Annotated in this window: 17 protein-coding genes and 1 riboswitch; of the genes, 10 read left to right on the top strand and 7 right to left on the bottom strand. The window is 45.1% G+C overall.

Translation table 11 applies throughout. The features are described from left to right. Positions 1-31 precede the first annotated feature (31 nt). The 7 genes from bamA (at position 32) to FTU67_RS06220 (ending at position 8188) form a co-directional block, all read left to right on the top strand. Complete coding sequence (gene bamA / locus FTU67_RS06250) at positions 32-2533, top strand: outer membrane protein assembly factor BamA (protein ID WP_180061552.1); 2502 nt, start codon at positions 32-34, stop codon at positions 2531-2533. 42 nt (positions 2534-2575) lie between these two features. Continuing rightward, a complete protein-coding gene (locus FTU67_RS06245) occupies positions 2576-3073 on the top strand; it encodes an OmpH family outer membrane protein (RefSeq protein ID WP_075168192.1) in 498 nt (165 codons plus the stop codon). 3 nt (positions 3074-3076) lie between these two features. Beyond that, positions 3077-4147 carry a UDP-3-O-(3-hydroxymyristoyl)glucosamine N-acyltransferase gene (lpxD, locus tag FTU67_RS06240; protein ID WP_180061551.1) on the top strand — a complete coding sequence of 357 codons (1071 nt, stop codon included), beginning with the start codon at positions 3077-3079 and terminating at the stop codon, positions 4145-4147. A gap of 5 nt (positions 4148-4152) precedes the next feature. Continuing rightward, positions 4153-4638, top strand: a complete 486-nt coding sequence (fabZ, locus tag FTU67_RS06235) for a 3-hydroxyacyl-ACP dehydratase FabZ (RefSeq protein WP_087662207.1) — start codon at positions 4153-4155, stop codon at positions 4636-4638. Then, entirely contained in the window at positions 4635-5423 is a 789-nt protein-coding gene (gene lpxA, locus FTU67_RS06230) for an acyl-ACP--UDP-N-acetylglucosamine O-acyltransferase (RefSeq protein WP_016658197.1), read from the top strand. Before fabZ ends, lpxA begins: the two co-directional genes overlap by 4 nt. A 141-nt stretch (positions 5424-5564) precedes the next feature. Beyond that, a riboswitch (glycine riboswitch) is annotated at positions 5565-5651 on the top strand. A 132-nt stretch (positions 5652-5783) separates the two neighbouring features. Next, on the top strand, positions 5784-7034 hold the full coding sequence (locus tag FTU67_RS06225) for a D-amino acid dehydrogenase (protein ID WP_180061550.1): 1251 nt from the start codon (positions 5784-5786) through the stop codon (positions 7032-7034). Positions 7035-7279: 245 nt separating this feature from the next. Further along, positions 7280-8188: an AEC family transporter gene (locus FTU67_RS06220; RefSeq protein ID WP_104488970.1), complete on the top strand. Its 909-nt coding sequence runs from the start codon at positions 7280-7282 to the stop codon at positions 8186-8188. A gap of 14 nt (positions 8189-8202) precedes the next feature. Here the strand turns inward: FTU67_RS06220 and FTU67_RS06215 are convergent, their stop codons facing one another. Further along, positions 8203-8853, bottom strand: coding sequence for a hypothetical protein (locus FTU67_RS06215; protein WP_005177627.1), 651 nt, complete (start codon positions 8851-8853; stop codon positions 8203-8205). Positions 8854-8950: 97 nt separating this feature from the next. Here FTU67_RS06215 and ispF point away from each other — a divergent pair, with 97 nt between their 5' ends. After that, on the top strand, positions 8951-9439 hold the full coding sequence (ispF, locus tag FTU67_RS06210; RefSeq protein ID WP_180061549.1) for a 2-C-methyl-D-erythritol 2,4-cyclodiphosphate synthase: 489 nt from the start codon (positions 8951-8953) through the stop codon (positions 9437-9439). Here ispF and FTU67_RS06205 read toward each other — a convergent pair. The 3 genes from FTU67_RS06205 to FTU67_RS06195 all read right to left on the bottom strand — a co-directional run bounded on the left by FTU67_RS06205 (position 9427) and on the right by FTU67_RS06195 (position 12125). Next, complete coding sequence (locus tag FTU67_RS06205; protein ID WP_016658194.1) at positions 9427-9951, bottom strand: protein tyrosine phosphatase family protein; 525 nt, start codon at positions 9949-9951, stop codon at positions 9427-9429. The two genes, ispF and FTU67_RS06205, sit on opposite strands and share 13 nt — an antisense overlap. 64 nt (positions 9952-10015) lie before the next feature. Continuing rightward, positions 10016-11107 carry a 3-deoxy-7-phosphoheptulonate synthase gene (locus FTU67_RS06200; RefSeq protein ID WP_005177632.1) on the bottom strand — a complete coding sequence of 364 codons (1092 nt, stop codon included), beginning with the start codon at positions 11105-11107 and terminating at the stop codon, positions 10016-10018. Positions 11108-11234: 127 nt separating this feature from the next. Then, positions 11235-12125 carry a sulfite exporter TauE/SafE family protein gene (locus tag FTU67_RS06195; RefSeq protein ID WP_016658193.1) on the bottom strand — a complete coding sequence of 297 codons (891 nt, stop codon included), beginning with the start codon at positions 12123-12125 and terminating at the stop codon, positions 11235-11237. A gap of 631 nt (positions 12126-12756) precedes the next feature. On the opposite strand from FTU67_RS06195, the gene lpxB reads away from it, so the two are divergent. Continuing rightward, complete coding sequence (lpxB, locus tag FTU67_RS06190) at positions 12757-13926, top strand: lipid-A-disaccharide synthase (protein WP_045795717.1); 1170 nt, start codon at positions 12757-12759, stop codon at positions 13924-13926. On the opposite strand, the gene FTU67_RS06185 is transcribed toward lpxB, so the two are convergent. Next, complete coding sequence (locus FTU67_RS06185) at positions 13916-14854, bottom strand: AraC family transcriptional regulator (protein ID WP_180061548.1); 939 nt, start codon at positions 14852-14854, stop codon at positions 13916-13918. The genes lpxB and FTU67_RS06185 overlap by 11 nt on opposite strands. Before the next feature lie 192 nt (positions 14855-15046). On the opposite strand from FTU67_RS06185, the gene FTU67_RS06180 reads away from it, so the two are divergent. After that, positions 15047-16252: an alkane 1-monooxygenase gene (locus tag FTU67_RS06180; RefSeq protein ID WP_016658190.1), complete on the top strand. Its 1206-nt coding sequence runs from the start codon at positions 15047-15049 to the stop codon at positions 16250-16252. 85 nt (positions 16253-16337) lie between these two features. Here FTU67_RS06180 and FTU67_RS06175 read toward each other — a convergent pair whose 3' ends face one another. Beyond that, a complete protein-coding gene (locus FTU67_RS06175; RefSeq protein ID WP_104498771.1) occupies positions 16338-16832 on the bottom strand; it encodes a GNAT family N-acetyltransferase in 495 nt (164 codons plus the stop codon). Between the two features lie 115 nt (positions 16833-16947). Then, on the bottom strand, positions 16948-18147 hold the full coding sequence (locus FTU67_RS06170; RefSeq protein ID WP_168406309.1) for an acyl-CoA dehydrogenase family protein: 1200 nt from the start codon (positions 18145-18147) through the stop codon (positions 16948-16950). Position 18148 lies beyond the last annotated feature (1 nt).

The raw sequence follows: 18148 nt of genomic DNA, 5'->3' as shown, positions 1-18148 counted from the left end.
GGCAATAAATTTAACATTGGAAAAGACTGGCATGCAGCACACACATTTATTTATGCCTCTGGCACTGGTTAGTGCTATGGCAGCAGTACAACAAGTATATGCAGCAGATGAATTTATCGTAAGAGATATACAAATTGACGGACTTGTTCGTTTAACGCCAGCCAATGTTTATGGAATGATTCCTGTAAATAGTGGTGATCGTGTCAACGATGCCACCATTGCAAATGCAATTCGCAGCCTGTATGCCACAGGTTTATTCGATGATATTAAAGCTGCCCAGCAAGGTGATACCTTGGTGTTTCAGGTGGTGGAACGTCCGATCATTTCGAAAGTCGAATTTAAAGGCAATAAATTAATTCCCAAAGAAGCCCTTGAAGAAGGCTTAAAGAAAATGGGCGTGGCTGAAGGTGAAGTGCTGAAAAAGTCTGCCTTGCAAACGCTAGAAGCGGAACTTGAACAGCAATACATGCAGCAAGGCCGTTATGATGCCGATGTCAAAGTCATTACCACAGCGCGTCCGAATAACCGCGTTGACCTGACCATTGAGTTTATTGAAGGTAAAGCGGCCAAAGTTTTTGATATTAATATCATTGGCAATACCGTCTTTAAAGACAGCGAAATTAAACAGGCCTTTGCAGTCAAAGAAAGTGGCTGGGCTTCTGTGATTTCACGTAATGACCGTTATGCGCGTGAGAAAATGGCAGCAAGCTTGGAAGCTTTACGTGCGCTGTATTTAAACCGTGGTTATATCAACTTTAATATCAATAATTCGAGCCTGAACTTAAGTGAAGACAAGCAGCACATCTTCATTGAAGTGTCGATTGATGAAGGTGAGCAGTTCAAATTTGGTCAAACCAAATTCCTGGGTGATGCTTTATATGCACCAGAAGAATTAAAAGCGCTGCAAATCTATAAAGATGGTGAAACCTATTCGCAAGAAAAGGTTAATGCGGTTAAACAGCTGCTGCTTCGCAAGTATGGTAATGCCGGTTATTACTATGCAGAAGTGAATGTGGTGCCACAAATTAATGAAGAAACCAAACAGGTTGATCTGAACTATTACATCAACCCGGGTCAGCAAGTCACAGTACGCCGCATTAACTTCAGTGGTAACACCAAAACTGCCGATGAAGTGCTACGTCGTGAAATGCGCCAGATGGAAGGTGCATTGGCCAGTAACGAAAAAATTGATCTGTCTAAAGTCCGTTTAGAACGTACTGGTTTCTTTAAAACCGTGGATATTAAACCGGTGCGTGTTCCGAATGTACCGGATCAGGTTGATCTTAACGTTGCGGTAGAAGAACAGCATTCAGGTACCAGTACCTTGGCGGTGGGTTTCTCGCAAAGTGGCGGTGTAACTTTCCAGGCCGGTTTAAGCCAGACCAACTTCCTGGGTACCGGTAATGCCGTGTCGATTGACTTGTCGCGTTCTGAAACACAGGACTACTATAACCTAAGCGTAACCGATCCGTACTTTACCATTGATGGTGTGCGTCGCGGTTATAATATGTACTACCGTAAAACCAAACTGGATGATGACTATAACGTTAACAACTATGTGACCGACAGTTTTGGTGGCGGAATTAACTTTGGTTATCCAATTGATGAAAACCAGAGCATTAGTGCGGGCTTAAATATTGATAATACTGAAGTGACAACTGGTCCTTATGTATCGACTTATGTGGCAGATTATTTAGAAAGCCATGGTGGTCGAGAAACACAAAGAGGCGATCATTGTCCAGCAAATATCAATGCAGATGGGGAGTGTGTGGATGAAAATGGAACTCTAGTTCAAACCATCCCATATGGTCGAGAGTTTAAGGGAGACTTCCTGACTTATAACCTAAATTTAGGTTGGTCATATAATACCCTTAACCGTCCGATTTTCCCAACAATGGGGATGTCGCATCGGGTGAATGCAGAAATTGCTTTACCGGGCAGTGATGTGGAATATCAAAAAGTTACCTATGATGCACAGGCCTATTATCCGCTGGGCAAAGATTTTGTGCTGCGTGGCTATGGTAAGGTGGGTTATGGTAATGACTTACCATTCTATAAGAACTTCTATGCCGGTGGTTATGGTTCGGTACGTGGTTATGACAACAGTACCTTAGGACCAAAATATCCAGGTGTTTATTTCTCTGATATTGGAAAGACTGATCCATCTCCAGAAGAAGTGGGTGGTAATGCTTTAGTACAGTTTGGTACTGAACTGGCTTTGCCGGTACCATTTAAAGGGGACTGGGCACGTCAGGTTCGTCCGGTGATTTTTGCTGAAGGTGCACAAGTATTCGATACTCAATGTAATGTTTCTAATAATGATATTTTCGTAAATGGGGATTCAGTAAGTAGTAAACAGTACTGTGAAGATAACTTTGGCTTTGACTTTGGCAATATGCGTTATAGCGTCGGTGTAGGCTTTACCTGGATTACCATGATTGGCCCATTGTCCTTAAGTTATGCATATCCGCTGAATGAAAAACCAGGTGATGAAACCAAGAATATCCAGTTTGAAATTGGCCGTACGTTCTAAGTACGGTCTGTTCATGGATGCTTGAAATAGGGATAGATCAAGATGAAGAAGATACAACTGGCTGTTTTAGGTTTTACACTGTCCTGTGCCGCAGCGGCACAGGCGGCAGGTTATGGTGTGGTCAGCTTAGAGCGTGTGGTTGAAAGCAGCAGCTATTTAAAACAGCAAAATAGTGCATTGCAACAATCGCTTAAACCTCAAACCACTAAACTTGAACAGCTGGGTAAAGAGCTGGAAACATTACAGCAACGTGCCCAGCAGTCAGCAAATTTATCTGAAGCCGATAAGCAGAAATTATCGGCGCAGTATCAGGCCAAGTTAAAAGAATTTAATACTTTACAGCAAAGTTTGCAGACCAAAGTGCAGGCTGATCTGCAAAAAATGAATGACAGTTTTGAGCAGCGCATCAAGCAGGCAGCAGAACAATTGCGTAAAGAAAATAATTTAGATGTGGTTTTGAACAAAAACTCAGCACTTGCCTATGACCCTAAGTATGATTTAACTGATAAAATGATTCAAAAGGTTAATGCAATCAAGTAATCAATGAGTTATCAACATTATCGCTTAGAAGAACTTGCTCGTCTGGTCCAGGGCGAGCTGGTCGGTCAGGCCGATTTAGGTCTCCAGGGTTTAGCGAGCCTGGAGCTTGCTAAACCGCAGCACATTGCTTTTGTCAATGCTGACAAGTATGTGGAGCAGGCAAAAGTATCTAAAGCGGGTGCTTTAATTGTCACGCCCGAGTTACAGCAGCAGCTTGATACGCATCAGAACTTTATTGTGGTGGCAAATCCCTATTTGGCGTTTGCAATTTTAACCCATGTCTTTGAGCGTAGGCACACTCAAACCGGTATTGAAAGTACCGCACAAATTCATCCCTCAGCGATCATTTCCGAAAGTGCTTATATTGGCCATTATGTGGTGGTGGGTGAAAATTGTGTGGTGGGTGATAAAACCATTATCCAATCGCATAGCAAAATTGATGATTTTGTTGAAATTGGTAAAGAATGTTTTATTGATTCGCATGTCACCATCACTGGTGAAGCCAAAATTGCTGACCGGGTCCGCATTCATGCCAATACCGTGATTGGGAGTGAAGGCTTTGGTTTTGCTCCGTATCAGGGCAAATGGCACCGTATTGCACAGTTAGGTTCAGTACAGATTGGTAATGATGTACGAATTGGTTCGAATTGTAGTATTGACCGCGGTGCGCTGGATGACACAATTTTGGAACATGGTGTCATAATTGATAACCTTGTGCAAATCGCCCATAACGTGAAAGTAGGGGCCAATACTGCGATCGCTGCAAAATGCGGTATTGCCGGCAGTACTATCATTGGCAAAAACTGTATTCTGGCAGGCGCATGTGGGGTCTCTGGTCATCTTTCTATTGCTGACAACGTGACTTTAACCGGAATGTCAATGGTCACAAAGAGTATTTCTGAACCAGGAACCTATTCTTCGGGCACCGGTGCATTACCAAATGCGCAATGGAAACGCGCGGTGATTCGCTTTAGACAATTAGCAGATGTGCCATTGACCCAATTGCAGAAAAGACTCGATCATATGCAGACTCAAATTGAGTCCCTTGAATCAACTTTAAAATTGCGTAAATAATTATGATGACTGAGTCGAATACCCCAACATTTACGAAACCTGAATTGCCAATGCATATTCAAACCATCCGTGAATATTTGCCACATCGTTATCCATTCTTATTGGTAGATCGAATCGTTGATGTAACTGACAATGGGATTGTGGGTTATAAGAACGTTTCGATTAATGAAGAGTTTTTACAAGGACATTTCCCTGAATATCCAATTATGCCAGGGGTGTTGATTGTAGAAGCGCTGGCACAGGTTTCAGGCGTGCTTGGCTTTATTATGAATAATCAGAAACCGACTGCGGGTGCATTATTCCTATTTGCCGGTGCCGAAAAAGTTAGATTTAAAAAACAAGTGGTTGCAGGCGACCAACTTGTATTAAAATCTGAATTAGTAATGCAGAAACGTGGTATTTACAAATATAATTGTATCGCCACGGTCGATGGCATTGTTGCAGCAACCGCGGAAATTATGATTTCGCATCAGAAAACAGAGCAAGCATGAGCAATAACCCCCTCATTCACCCCACCGCTATAATTGACTCCTCTGCAGTCATTGCGCCTGATGTGCAAATTGGACCTTATAGTATTATTGGTCCGAATGTCAGCATTGGTGCGGGTACAAAGCTGCATTCACACGTGGTGGTGGGTGGCTATACCCGTATTGGTGAGCATAATGAGATTTTCCAGTTCGCAAGTGTTGGCGAAGTCTGTCAGGACCTGAAATATCAGGGTGAAGAAACTTGGCTGGAAATTGGTGACTATAACCTGATTCGTGAACATTCCAGCTTACATCGCGGGACGGTTCAGGACAAAGGCATCACTAAAATTGGTAGCCACAACCTGTTGATGGTCAATACGCATATTGCTCACGACTGTATCGTGGGTGATCACAATATTTTTGCCAATAATGTCGGTGTCGCAGGGCACGTGCATGTCGGTGATTATGTGGTGGTGGGTGGAAACTCGGGTATTCATCAGTTCTGTAAAATTGACTCTTACAGCATGATTGGTGGCGCATCTTTAATTCTGAAAGATGTACCGGCCTATGTGATGGTTTCGGGTAATCCTGCGCATGCTTTTGCTATGAATATTGAAGGTATGCGTCGTAAAGGCTGGTCGAAAAATGTGATTCAAGGATTACGGGACGCCTTTAAACTGATTTACAAATCAGGATTAACCACTGAAGAAGCCATTCAGAAAATCCGTGCAGAGATTCTGCCAGAAGTGCCGGAAGCACAGCGTTTAATTGATTCACTAGAACAGTCTAAACGCGGGATTGTACGCTAACACGCTGTTTGAAGCTGATTCAAAAAACTGCTCCAATTGGGGCAGTTTTTTTATATCCAGATTTTGAGGTTTCTTGAACATCAGATACAAATTTCTACTCGTGCTTGGCCCGGATTTTGCTCATATTCAAGCTATACAATAAAAATTATTGCGGGAGAGCGGCACTTGGTGCTCGCCGAAGGAGCAACGACCCCGGAAACTCTCAGGCAAAAGGACCGTAATAATTCAAAAATCTGGAGAGAAGCACGCGCAGTGCTCACCGAAGGGGATGGTTGGGCTGAACATCAGTTCAATCGAAGCTCTCAGGTACCCTGACAGATGGGGCATCACGTCTGGAACAGCTGTTCCAAGGAGCGTTTTATGCCGCATGTTGTTGTCATTGGTGCAGGAATTACCGGGGTCACTTCAGCCTACGAGCTGATGCGTTTAGGCTATCAGGTCACGGTGATTGACCGGCATTTATACCCGGCGATGGAAACATCGTATGCCAATGGTGGCCAGTTATCGGCCAGTAATGCAGAAGTCTGGAATCAGAAAGCCACTGTACTGAAAGGCCTGAAATGGATGTCGCAAAAGTCGGCGCCGCTCTTATTAAATCCTGCATTTGATCTGCATAAGTGTGGCTGGCTGATCGAGTTCTTAAGCAATATCCGCAACTATGAACACAATACCCAGGAAACAGTGCGCCTGGCACTTCTGGCACGCAAACGTTTATTTGAAATTGCAGACCAGGAACAGATTGATTTCAATCTGGAAAAACGTGGAATTTTACATTTTTATCATAATAAAGCGGATTTTGACTTTGCAATTCGGGTCAATGATTTGCTCTGTCAGGGGGGGCTGGAGCGTTATCAGGTCAGTCTGGATGAAATCCGACAGATTGAACCAAGTCTAACTGGGCAATATTATGCAGGTTTTTACTGCCCGGGAGATGCCACCGGCGACATTCATAAATTCACGGTGGGGCTGGCTCAAGTCACCATGCAGCAGGGTGTACGTTATATTTTCGGCCGGGATGTTCATGATATTCAGCTAGACGCCCAGCAGGTACAGCTGAGTTATAGGCCAGCCATTGAAGATCCGCTGGCAGATCAGCCGATGGTGGAAACCTTACATGCCGATGCCGTGCTGATTTGCGGCGGTGTGGGGAGCTATCAATTGGCGCGACAGGTAGGTGATCGGGTCAATGTTTATCCGGTCAAAGGCTATTCCATTACCGTCAATTTACAGGATGAACAGAGCCAAAAGCAGGCACCTTGGGTCAGTCTGCTAGATGAAAGTGCCAAAATTGTGACCTCACGTTTAGGCACAGATCGGCTGCGGATTGCCGGAACGGCCGAATTTAATGGTTATAATCGCGATATTCGCCATGACCGGATTCAGCCACTGGTGCGCTGGGTGCAGCGGAATTTTGATATTTCAACCGAAAGCGTGGTGCCGTGGGCAGGTTTACGTCCGATGATGCCAAATATGATGCCGGTGATTCGGCAGGGCCAGCATCCACGGGTATTTTATAATACTGGCCATGGGCATCTGGGCTGGACCTTATCTGCGGCGACAGCATTGATGATTAGTCAGGAAATTGCGCAGCATTATCCGGTGACCGGGTAATGAGAACATTCAGTTAAGCTCTGTTTTAAAGTAACAGGGCTTTAGGAGAGATGCTGATCATCTGCCGGGTTCTGGCAAAATAAATCCATCAAAATGAAGCAAATCGCTGTCAATTCAACGGGCTATTTGGCTTATACTCAGGCTTTAAATAAAATATCTTTTTGCTTTAAGATTTTGAACTGCCATTAAAAAAATGGATTGAGATGCTGCCGTCCTGGGCAGACCGCGATATGTATGGATAAACGATGGCAAATATAATTCTGGTTGCGCTATTTCCTTTAATCTTTCTGATTGCGTTGGGCTATGTACTCAAGCGCTTTAGGTTTTTAGAAGATAAATTCTGGCACGGTGCAGAAAAGCTCAACTACTATCTGCTGTTCCCGGTGATGCTGTTTTTGGGCCTGGCGCATGCTGAAATTCAGGCCAGCGAAATTCGCCACATGATGCTGGGAGCGGGTCTGACCCTGCTGATTGCGGTTTGTCTGTTATATATCCTCAAGGCGCTGTATGGCACTGCAGCGGCACGTTTTGGCGTGTATATGCAGGGCATGGTGCGTTTTAATACCTATATCGGTCTGGCGCTGTCGGCGTCTTTGTTTTATCAGCAGGGTATGGCGCTGTTTGCTATTCTGCTGGTGTTTTGCATTCCTCTGGTCAATGTGCTTTCGGTTTTGGCCCTGACCAATTCAGAAGGGATGCGCTTGCAATCCATCCTGTTATCATTATTGAAAAATCCCTTAATTTTAGGCTGTATTGCAGGCGGGGTGTTTAATCTGCTGAATTTACGCTTATGGATTGGCTTTGAAAATTATTTAAAACAGATTGCCATTTCCAGTTTGCCATTGGGCTTGATGTGTATTGGTGCAGCATTACAGTTTCAGGGGCTGCGTAAAGATCTGCGGACCTTGTTATTAAACACTTTTGGACGCTTGCTGTTGATGCCGATGATTGCGTTGGCGACCTGTCTGGCATTGAATCTGCCGGCCCTGCATACCCAGATTCTGGTGATGTTTTTTGCCTTGCCGACGGCCTCATCGGCTTATATTCTGACCAAAGTTTTGGGGGGAGATAGCCAGCTGATGGCCAGTGTGATTAGCCTGCAGACTGTGTGTGCGGCGTTCAGTTTGCCATTGATTTTGTGGTGGGTGATGTAAAGCGCTGTCAGGTTTTAATCATAGAGTCGATAAATACCACTAAAACGCTCGCAGCCTTTTTGTTCAGTACGCACCGCCAGATAAGCCTTCTGAAAGTCGAGCTGGTAATTGCAGTCATGTTCATTGTCAATAATATGCTGCTTTTGCTGCGGTGAGGTATAAGCCAGTAAGGAAATGGTTTGGGTATCTAGCTTGTTGTTTGGACTGCGATAGGCCACACCTTCAATTTTAATACTGTCTTTATTCAGTTGATGAATCTGCAAATGTACCGGTTGCTTGGCCAGTTGTCCCTGTTCAAATTTCAGATAATGCTGGGTCATGCTCTGGTTCATCGAGCTAAAGAAATTTAACTGATCCAGACGCGCTTCAAACTGTTGTTTAAAACACTCGGTGGTTTTACACTGCTGCGCACGTTTAAACCAGAGCTGATGGGTATCTTGCAGAATACGCAGCGGGGCATCGGTCACCAGAAAAGCTGTCAGAAACTGATCATTGAGCTGCTCACGAATCTCCTGTAAATCGGCATGGCAGATTTTATTGAAAGCAGGCGTGTTGGCCTGCTCGCAATTGATTTTCTGTGCATGCGACAGCGGGGTGCCCGCGGCGCCCAAAAACAACAGGGTTCCAATGATTTTTATAAGATTCATCTCGGTTTTCAACAGCATGATCGCTTATACTTTCATTAGCTTGCGTAAGCTAACTATAGCGAAAGAGAAACTGTGAATACAAGATTTCAATCGTTTATTTCTGAAGGAGTTGAATATGGTTGCACAAATACGAATTGGGCAGGGAATAGACGTACATGCCTTTGAAGAAGGCGATTTTGTGACATTGGCTGGGGTTAAAATTCCACATACCCATGCTCTGAAAGCCCACTCAGATGGGGATGTGATTTTACATGCGCTATGCGATGCCTTATTGGGTGCATTGGCACTGGGCGATATTGGACAGCATTTTCCCGACACCGATCCTGAATTTAAGGGCGCTGACAGCCGGGTGTTGCTGAAGCATGTTTATCAGCTGATTTTAGACCGCGGTTATCTATTGAATAATGCCGACATTACCGTGGCCTGTGAACGCCCGAAACTGGCCAAGCACAATCTGGAAATGCGCCAGAGTATTGCCGATGTGCTGGATGTGGATGTGACTCAAATCAGCATTAAAGCCACCACCACGGAAAAATTAGGCTTTACCGGCCGTCAGGAAGGAATTCTGGCTACAGCTACGGTGTTAATTTATCACGCAAAGTGATCGGTTTTCATTAAGGAAATTTGCAGTTCCTGGGTTGCTTTACGGCCCTGAAGTTGTAAGGCAACAGCGTGAATCAGACCGGTCCAGGTTTCATTCGGCTCCCAGATCTGGTGCAACATTTCCTGCGCGGTAGGCATGTCCATATTCATATAATACTGACGATATAAATACATCAGGCTGCTGACATGCTGATTGGTACCGCAATGCAACCACACCATCTGATCCTGCACCAGATGATCAATCAGGTCTAAAACCAGCAGACATTGGGCGTCAGATGGAGTTTCCCAAGAAATCGGTAATTGTACATAGTTCAGGCCCAGTTCCAGACAGATTTTATCTTCATTGGCTAGATGCTGCTCGGCATCACTCAGTGCGACATTAACCACAGTGGTAATGCCATATTCTTTAATCTGACGTAACTGTTCCGCATTCGGCTGGCCGGATGTGTACAGGTGTTCATGCACAAACTGAAAGTGATCAATTTGGCTTAAAGCGGTTTCAATTTCATTCATCAGATAAAATTTCCTGCAACTGAAATGGAAACGCCATCTTGACGATGGCGTTTTTGAGTCAGTTTTAGCGGCTGGCTAAAACCTCTTTCAATGCTTCATGCATCTCAAGCAGGGATTTTTCAGTGGTTTCCCAGTCGATGCATCCATCGGTAACAGACTTACCATACTCCAAATCGCAAAGATTTGCAGGAATATCTTGACGACCGCCTTTTAAATGACTTTCGACCATAATCCCGACAATTGATTTATTGCCATCTAAAATCTGTTCGGTGATGTTTTTTAAGACCAGTGGTTGCAGGTACGGGTCTTTGTTGGAGTTGGCATGACTGGTGTCAATCATGATTTTGGTGCTGACTTTGGCTTTAATTAGCGCTGCTTCTGCATCGGCGACTGAACCGGCATCATAGTTTGGCTTGCCATTACCACCACGCAATACCACGTGCGCATAGTTGTTACCGCTGGTACGAATTACCGACACCTGACCATGTTCGTTCAGCCCCAGGAAGCTGTGACCATGTTTTACAGACTGCATTGCGTTGGTCGCAACAGTTAAGCCGCCATCGGTACCATTTTTAAAGCCAACCGGTGAAGACAGGCCAGAAGACATTTCACGGTGAGTCTGACTTTCTGTGGTACGCGCACCAATCGCTGACCAGGAAATCAGATCCTGATAATACTGTGGAGAGTTCGGGTCCAGTGCTTCAGTGGCACAAGGCAGACCTTTTTCATTCAGTTCCAGCAGCAGTTTACGGCCAATACGCAGACCTTTTTCAATATTGAAAGAGTCATTCATGTCCGGGTCGTTAATCAGACCTTTCCAGCCCACGGTCGTACGCGGTTTTTCAAAGTACACCCGCATTACGATGTATAAGGTATCTTTTACTTTTTCGCTCAGCACTTTCAGGCGGTCTGCATAATCATGTGCTGCCACAGGATCATGAATCGAGCAAGGCCCAATGACCACAAACAGACGTTTGTCTTTACCATCAAGAATATTGCGGATGGTTTCACGACCTTTCAGTACGGTGTGATAAGCAGAGTCAGTCAGTGGAAGTTCTGCTTTGAGTTCAGCAGGGGTCACAAGTGGCTGGATGCTTTTAATATTCACATCATCGATATCTGAAGGTGTAATAGGGTTAGACTGTAAAGTGTTCATTGCCGTCACTGGTTTAATCGTATACAAGATTGTTTAATAGCCTGAATATAACACGAATATAGCAGCCTATTGTTATAAAAAAGATCAATAGATTACTGAAAAAAAAGTGATGAATCGCAGAGATAAATTAAACTGGCGATGTTTTTTCAGCGCTCACCACCATCGCCGCTTCAACTGGTTGTGCCGGTTTGGATTTGACCGGGTTCAGCATAAAGTTCACCCCAAGTGCGAACAGGGTAATGCCCAGCACTTTACGGATAATTTTTTCAGGCAGGCGTGAGCTGACTAAAGTACCGACCACAATTGCCGGAATAGAACCGACCAGTAACCACATCAGCAGTTCAAAATCGACATTGCCCGAGGTCATGTGACCCATACCGGCGACAAAGGTCAATAAGACTGCGTGGACCACATCGGAGCCGATAATGCGGATCATTGGCAAGTTCGGGAACATTAGCACCAGCGCCATAATGCCGAAGGCACCTGCACCCACCGAAGATAGGGTGACGAACACACCCAGGACAATTCCCATCACCACAATCATCGCGCGCTTGTTGGTGGCCTTCAGGTCGACCTTTTCCAGGTCTTGAGTCATATCTGGCAATTCGTGTTTGCGATATTTGTTGAAAAATTTTTCAATCTGGCTGCGGAAAATAATAGATATGCCGGTTAGGGTCAGCATAAAGCCCAAGACCATGGTCAGCACAGCTTTATAATGCGTGGACTGGCTTAAATAGTTGTCGAGTACCCAATGCGTTGCAAAAGACGCCGGGATACTGCCGACAGACAGCCAGATCACAATTGGCCAGACGATATTCATTTTTTTGGCATGGACTAGTGAACCACAGAATTTGGAAATTGCGGCATAGAGCAGATCGGTACCAATGGCAATGTGCGGTTCAATCTTAAACAGGCTGATTAAAATCGGGGTCATTAACGAACCACCGCCTACACCGGTCACACCTACACAGAAGCCAACCAAAACACCTGCCAAAATAAACTCAACTGCACCAAACATGGGGATATGCCATACATCAAAAAACGTGCTTATCTTATGACTTTCGGATATAAGTCGTTGGCATGATTAATGATTTGCTTATTCTAAAAAATGCTAAAGATGAGAAAAAGATCAACATTTATAGTGAAACAGCGTGGAGTAGATCTATCTGAAATCTGCTGGATTTAAAGCTGAAAAAAAGGGGATTTTTTAGTAAAAAGATCAGGATGTGCAGGGCCGAATAGACGGATTTTGTGATGACAGCGCAGCAAAATGGAAAGATAAAAAGATTAAAAATAGCAGGAAATTTCACTTTAAAATTATTATTTGTGTATTCAGTGTCATTACATAGGGATGACATGTGTTGGGTTTTGGATTTTATTTGATCAATCTTTCAGCATGATAAAAAGCAGTTAATGGTCATGAAACTGCAAGTCAGGTGGAATAGAGTGAGATAAAGCGGTGAAAGCGTGATAAATGAATGGGCCCAGCACAGCATCATAAATCAAACCTGATAGTCATGCTGTATAAAAACAAAGCAGTTAAAATATAGAAAAACCTGAATTTTTTCTCAGCTCAGGACAAACAGTCGTTACAGTCACTTCAAGCAGAATATGTTAAAATTCCACGCAGCAATTGAAGGAGCAAGGTCTTGCAAAAACGAAAACTGAAAATAGGCATTGTGGTGGGAGAAGTTTCTGGGGATACCTTGGGTGCCAGACTGATCCGCCGTTTTCGTGAGCAAGGCATTGAGGCTGAATTTGAAGGTATTGGCGGCCCGCAAATGATTGCTGAAGGCTTTAAAAGCTATTATCCGATGGATATTTTGTCGGTCATGGGCATTGTTGAAGTCTTAAAAGACATTAAAAAGCTGTTTGCCGTGCGTGATGGACTGGTTGAACAGTGGAGCAAGGAGCCGGTCGATGTTTTTATTGGGATTGATGCGCCGGATTTTAACCTGCGTTTATCGAAAAGCCTGAAGCAGAAAAGTCCAAGCATTAAAACCGTGCAGTATGTCAGTCCTTCGGTCTGGGCATGGCGTCAGGGCCGTGTCCACGGCATTAAAGCCAATATTGATCTGGTGCTGTGTTTATTTCCATTTGAAAAAGCCTTTTATCAAAAATGGCAGGTTCCGGCTGCCTTTGTCGGGCATCCATTAGCGAGTCAGTTGCCTGTCGATAATAATCTGGCCGATGCCAAACTGGAACTGGGGCTGGAAGCTTCGCAAAAGCATATTGCCTTATTGCCCGGTAGTCGTCGTGGTGAAATTGAGCGTTTAGGGCCATTGGTTCTGGCAGCCGCTGAAATTCTGGCTGCGAAATATCCAAACTATCACTTCTTAATTCCCGCCATTAACGATGCGCGTAAACAGCAGATTGAAAGTTTATTACAGCATTGTGCTGCTGATCTGAGATCACGGGTTAGTCTGCTGGAAAATACCGATACAGAATCAAAAATTGGCCGTCAGGTCATGAATGCAGCGGATATTGTTGCGCTGGCTTCAGGTACTGCAACGTTGGAAGCGATGTTATTGCATCGTCCAATGGTGACTTTTTATAAGCTCAACCGGATTACCTACTGGATTGCCAAACTGCTGGTTAAAATTCCGTATTACTCGCTACCGAATATTATTGCCGGCAAAAAAGTGATTGAAGAGCTGATTCAAGAAGAGGCTACACCAGAGCGTCTGGCGCATGAAATTGAAAAGCTGATGCATATTGAAGCTGCACAAATTCAGGTGATGCAGCATCGTACCATGCATAAACAGCTGCTATCCGGCAATTGTGAAGACCCGGTAGCGGCGATTCTGGCTATTTTATAAGAGCCTGCTGAAACTGCTGCCGGTACTGGCTTGGGGTCAGGGCAAACTGTTTTTTAAAAGTCTGGCTAAAGGCGGTTTCAGAAGAATAGCCAACTTTATAGGCAATTTGCTGGATTGAGAGCTGGCCATGACGTAAATATTGAGCCGCCAGTCTTAAGCGATGTTGCTGTAAATAGGCCAGTGGCGATTCACCAACAATCTGGGCAAACAGATTGGCAAATTTTGAGCGCGACATGCAGCATTGTTCGGCCAGGGTTTCGACGGTCCAGCTTTTTTCCGGTTGTCCATGAATGGCGGTTAAAGCATTGGACAGTTCCGGATGGGTCAGGGCACTGAGCCAGTTATTAGAATCACTCAGCTGGGCAATATAATCACGCACACATTCAATAAATAAAATACTGATCAGATGATCAAGAATTTTATCGCGGCCGGGCCGGATCTGATGGCTTTCTACTGCCAGAAACTGTAAGCCAATTTGCAACCATTCCGGCGCAGTGCTGCTCATAATATGATGAATATGCATATAGTCCGGCAAGGCATTTAACAGCGGCTTGGCCATAATGCTGTCCATTGTGCCGTGCATGGCTAAAATAAATGATTTTTCACCGGATGCTTCACCAAACTCGATGGTCTGCTGGCGTTTCTGCTGAAACAGGTCACTAATATCCAGGGCATCTAGCCACTCCAGTTGCGTGCTACTTTTGCCAACATGGCTACCGCCGGAAGGAATCAGCACAATATCACCGGCCTGCGCATAGACCTGACGCTGGGTCGATAATTCCAGATATAATTCACCACTTAGTACCACATAGGCAATAATGGCGCTGTGATCCTGATATTGAAATGCCCAGTTTCCCTGTGGATTCAAATAGATAAATTCAGATTTGTTGAGATGAATATCATCAAAAATTTTACTTAAAGCATCCATATCGGGTTGATATCTTCTTATTTGAGCCTAGCTATTTGGTCATTAAGCCTGAATTTATCGTGTGATGAAAGGCCAATTTCAGGCAATGTGGGCCAAAGACGTTTACATAGCTTTTTTGGACGTTTGCAACTGTTCTCTGTGGCTTGTTTGCTGAAATATATAGATAAGTTAAGCAGGATGGAAGTGCAGGCAATGAATGCTCCGCTACAGCTCACAGAACAACAACAGCAATTTTTACTTGAAAAATCCGGTCTGGCTTTAGATAAAAAACGTTATTTATGGCTGATTAGCCCATTTTTACCGGTTTTAGGCATAGGGATTCTGGCCGGTTACCAGTTTGCACCGAAACCATTTAAAACTGTATTTGCTCTAGGTGGACCACTGTTAATTCATGTGATTATTCCCAGCATTGATACCCTGGTCGGTAAAGACGAGCACAATCCAAGCCCGGAAGAAGTCAAGCTCTTGGAGCAGGACCCGTATTATTCCCGTTTGGTAAAAAGTTTTATTCCCTTGCAGTATATCGCCAATATTTATGCGGCCTATCTGGTATCGCGTAAAGAGACTTCACTGCTGGATAAAATTTTTCTGGGCGCGTCGATGGGACTGGTTAATGGGGTGGCGATTAATACTGCGCATGAACTGAGTCATAAATCCTCCAAACTGGAGCATTATCTGTCGCATCTGGCACTGGTACCATCGGGTTATAACCATTTCCGGATTGAACATCCGTATGGGCATCATAAACGCGCTGCAACTCCAGAAGATCCGGCGTCTTCCCGTATGGGAGAAACCTTTTATGAATTCTGGCCACGCACGGTGAAAGGCTCGTTTAAATCGGCAATTGAAATTGAAACCCAGCGTTTAAAACGCAAAGGCAAGAATTTCTGGTCAAAAGACAATGAATTGCTACAAGGCTGGGGCATGAGTGCGCTGTTTCATGCCGGAATGCTGGCGAGCTTTGGGAAAGGCATTGTGCCGTATTTAAGCACGCAGGCCTTTTATGCCATCAGCCTGTTTGAACTGGTCAATTATATTGAGCATTATGGCTTGCTGCGACAAAAAGATGCGCAGGGCAAATATGAGCGTACCCAGCCGGAACATAGCTGGAACAACAATAATATTGTCACCAATCTGTTTTTATATCAGTTACAGCGTCATTCTGATCATCATGCCTATCCGACCCGTCCATTTCAGGCCTTGCGACACTTTGATGAAGCGCCTGAATTGCCAAGCGGTTATGCCAGTATGTTGCTGCCGGCGCTGATTCCACCGCTGTGGTTTAAAATGATGGATAAGCGCGTGTTCAAGCATTACAAAGGTGATTTAAACAAAGCCAATATCCAGCCGAAACGCCGTTTAAGCCTGTTTAAAAAGTTCGGCCTGAAGGCAGATTAATTGTATAAAAATCCATTCGACTGTTTTAATCGGCCCTATGGTGAGTAGGGCTTTTTTGTACTCAGGCGGTTGATGTTATGCAGATTTATCTGCATTTAAAGCTCTTTTCCATCCAGATTTCACAGGCATGACTATGACCGGTCTGGCCTTGTGGGGCAGATAAATGTACAAACCCCAGCTTTTCATAGAGTTTTACTGCCTGCCACAGTGATGCTGTGGTTTCCAGATAGCAGGACTGAAAACCAGCCTGTTGGGCAAAGTCAAAAGCGTGTTCCAGAATCTGTTTGGCAAACCCGTAGCCGCGTACCTTCGGCAGAAAATACATTTTCTGGATTTCTAGGCGGCTTGCATCGCCCTGTAAAGGCGCAGCTCCGCCACCACCAAAAATATCGCCCTGATCATTGGTAACGACCCAATACTGTGCGTGTGGCTGTGAATACGCCGCATATAAATTATCGACCGCAGCATCGGCCACGGCAAAACCGGATTCTGGCGCCAGTCCAAATTCTTTGGAAACCTCACGAATAATACGGGCCAGTGCAGGATTGTCTTGGGCTTGAATCGGGCGTAAAAAATACATAAGCGCAGTGCTAAAAGATAAAGAGATGAATTTTATCACTAAATATTCATCTCTTGAGCAGATTTGAGGCACATTTGTTGGACTTTAAATGTCGCTTGATGCTGTATTCGGTATCTTATTTAAGTTCACTGGAGTTTTTACCCAGTTCACGCCGGGCAATAATCAGTTGCTGAATTTGCTGGGTGCCTTCAAAAATATCCAGGATTTTGGAATCGCGTGCCCATTTTTCCAGCAGTTCATCTTCGTTATAGCCCACAGCGGCGGCCAGTTCTACACACTTCAGGGTAATTTCATTCCCGACACGGCCAGCTTTGGCTTTGGCAATTGAGGCTTCTTTGGAATTAGGCTGCTTGTTATCGGCCATCCAGGCAGCTTTAAGCATTAATAAACGCGCTGCTTCCCATTCGGCTTCCATGCGATAAATCTGCGCGGCTATCTGGGAGCTGTGTAAATAGGTGGTCTGATAATGCTCATCCAGCTCGTGTTTAAAAATCTGCTTGATCCGTTCCAGGGATGCTTTGGCACAGCCAATGGCCATGGCCGCGACCAAAGGACGGGTGTTGTCAAAGGTTTCCATCACCCCGGCAAAGCCTTTGGAGACATCAATCTCGGCATTGCCAAGCAGGTTGCTGGCTGGCACCCGGCAATCGACAAAGCTGATGGCTGCAGTATCGGAGGCTTTAATCCCGAGTTTATGCTCCAATCGCTCTACGGTCATGCCGGGCGTGCCTTTCGGCACCACAAAAGACTTGATGGCAGCACGGCCGAGCTTTTTATCCAGCGTGGCCCAGACCACCACGGCATCGGCGCGTTCACCCGAGGTCACAAAGATTTTCTCGCCATTCAGGATATAATCATCGCCATCTGCGACCGCTGTGGTGCGAATTGCCGCTGAATCGGAGCCGCAGCCGGGTTCGGTAATGGCCATGGCGGCCCAGGTGCCGTGAAAACGCTGTAACTGCTCGTCATTGGCCACCGCAGCAATGGCGGAGTTCCCCAGACCCTGACGCGGCATACTCAGCAGCAGGCCGGTATCGCCATAACACATTTCGACAATACTTAAAGCGGTGGACATATTGACGCCATTTTTATTGCCACTGGCGGTATCGCCACGTTTATTCACCGCAGCGCCGGCGTTCATGCCATCGCCACCTGCATTCATGCCATCGACCACTGAGGCTAGCATATCCAGTTCTTTCGGGTAGGCATGTTCCGCCTTATCATATTTACGTGAAATTGGACGCAGGACATTCAGGGCAACCTCATGTGCCTGATCTATCAGCAGTTTAAATTTTTTCGGGTTCTGTAAATTCATG

It is taken from the genome of Acinetobacter sp. YH12132 (genome assembly GCF_013418645.1).
In the GTDB taxonomy this organism is placed as follows: Bacteria; Pseudomonadota; Gammaproteobacteria; order Pseudomonadales; family Moraxellaceae; genus Acinetobacter; species Acinetobacter indicus.
This window is presented reverse-complemented; position numbering and strand designations above follow the sequence as displayed.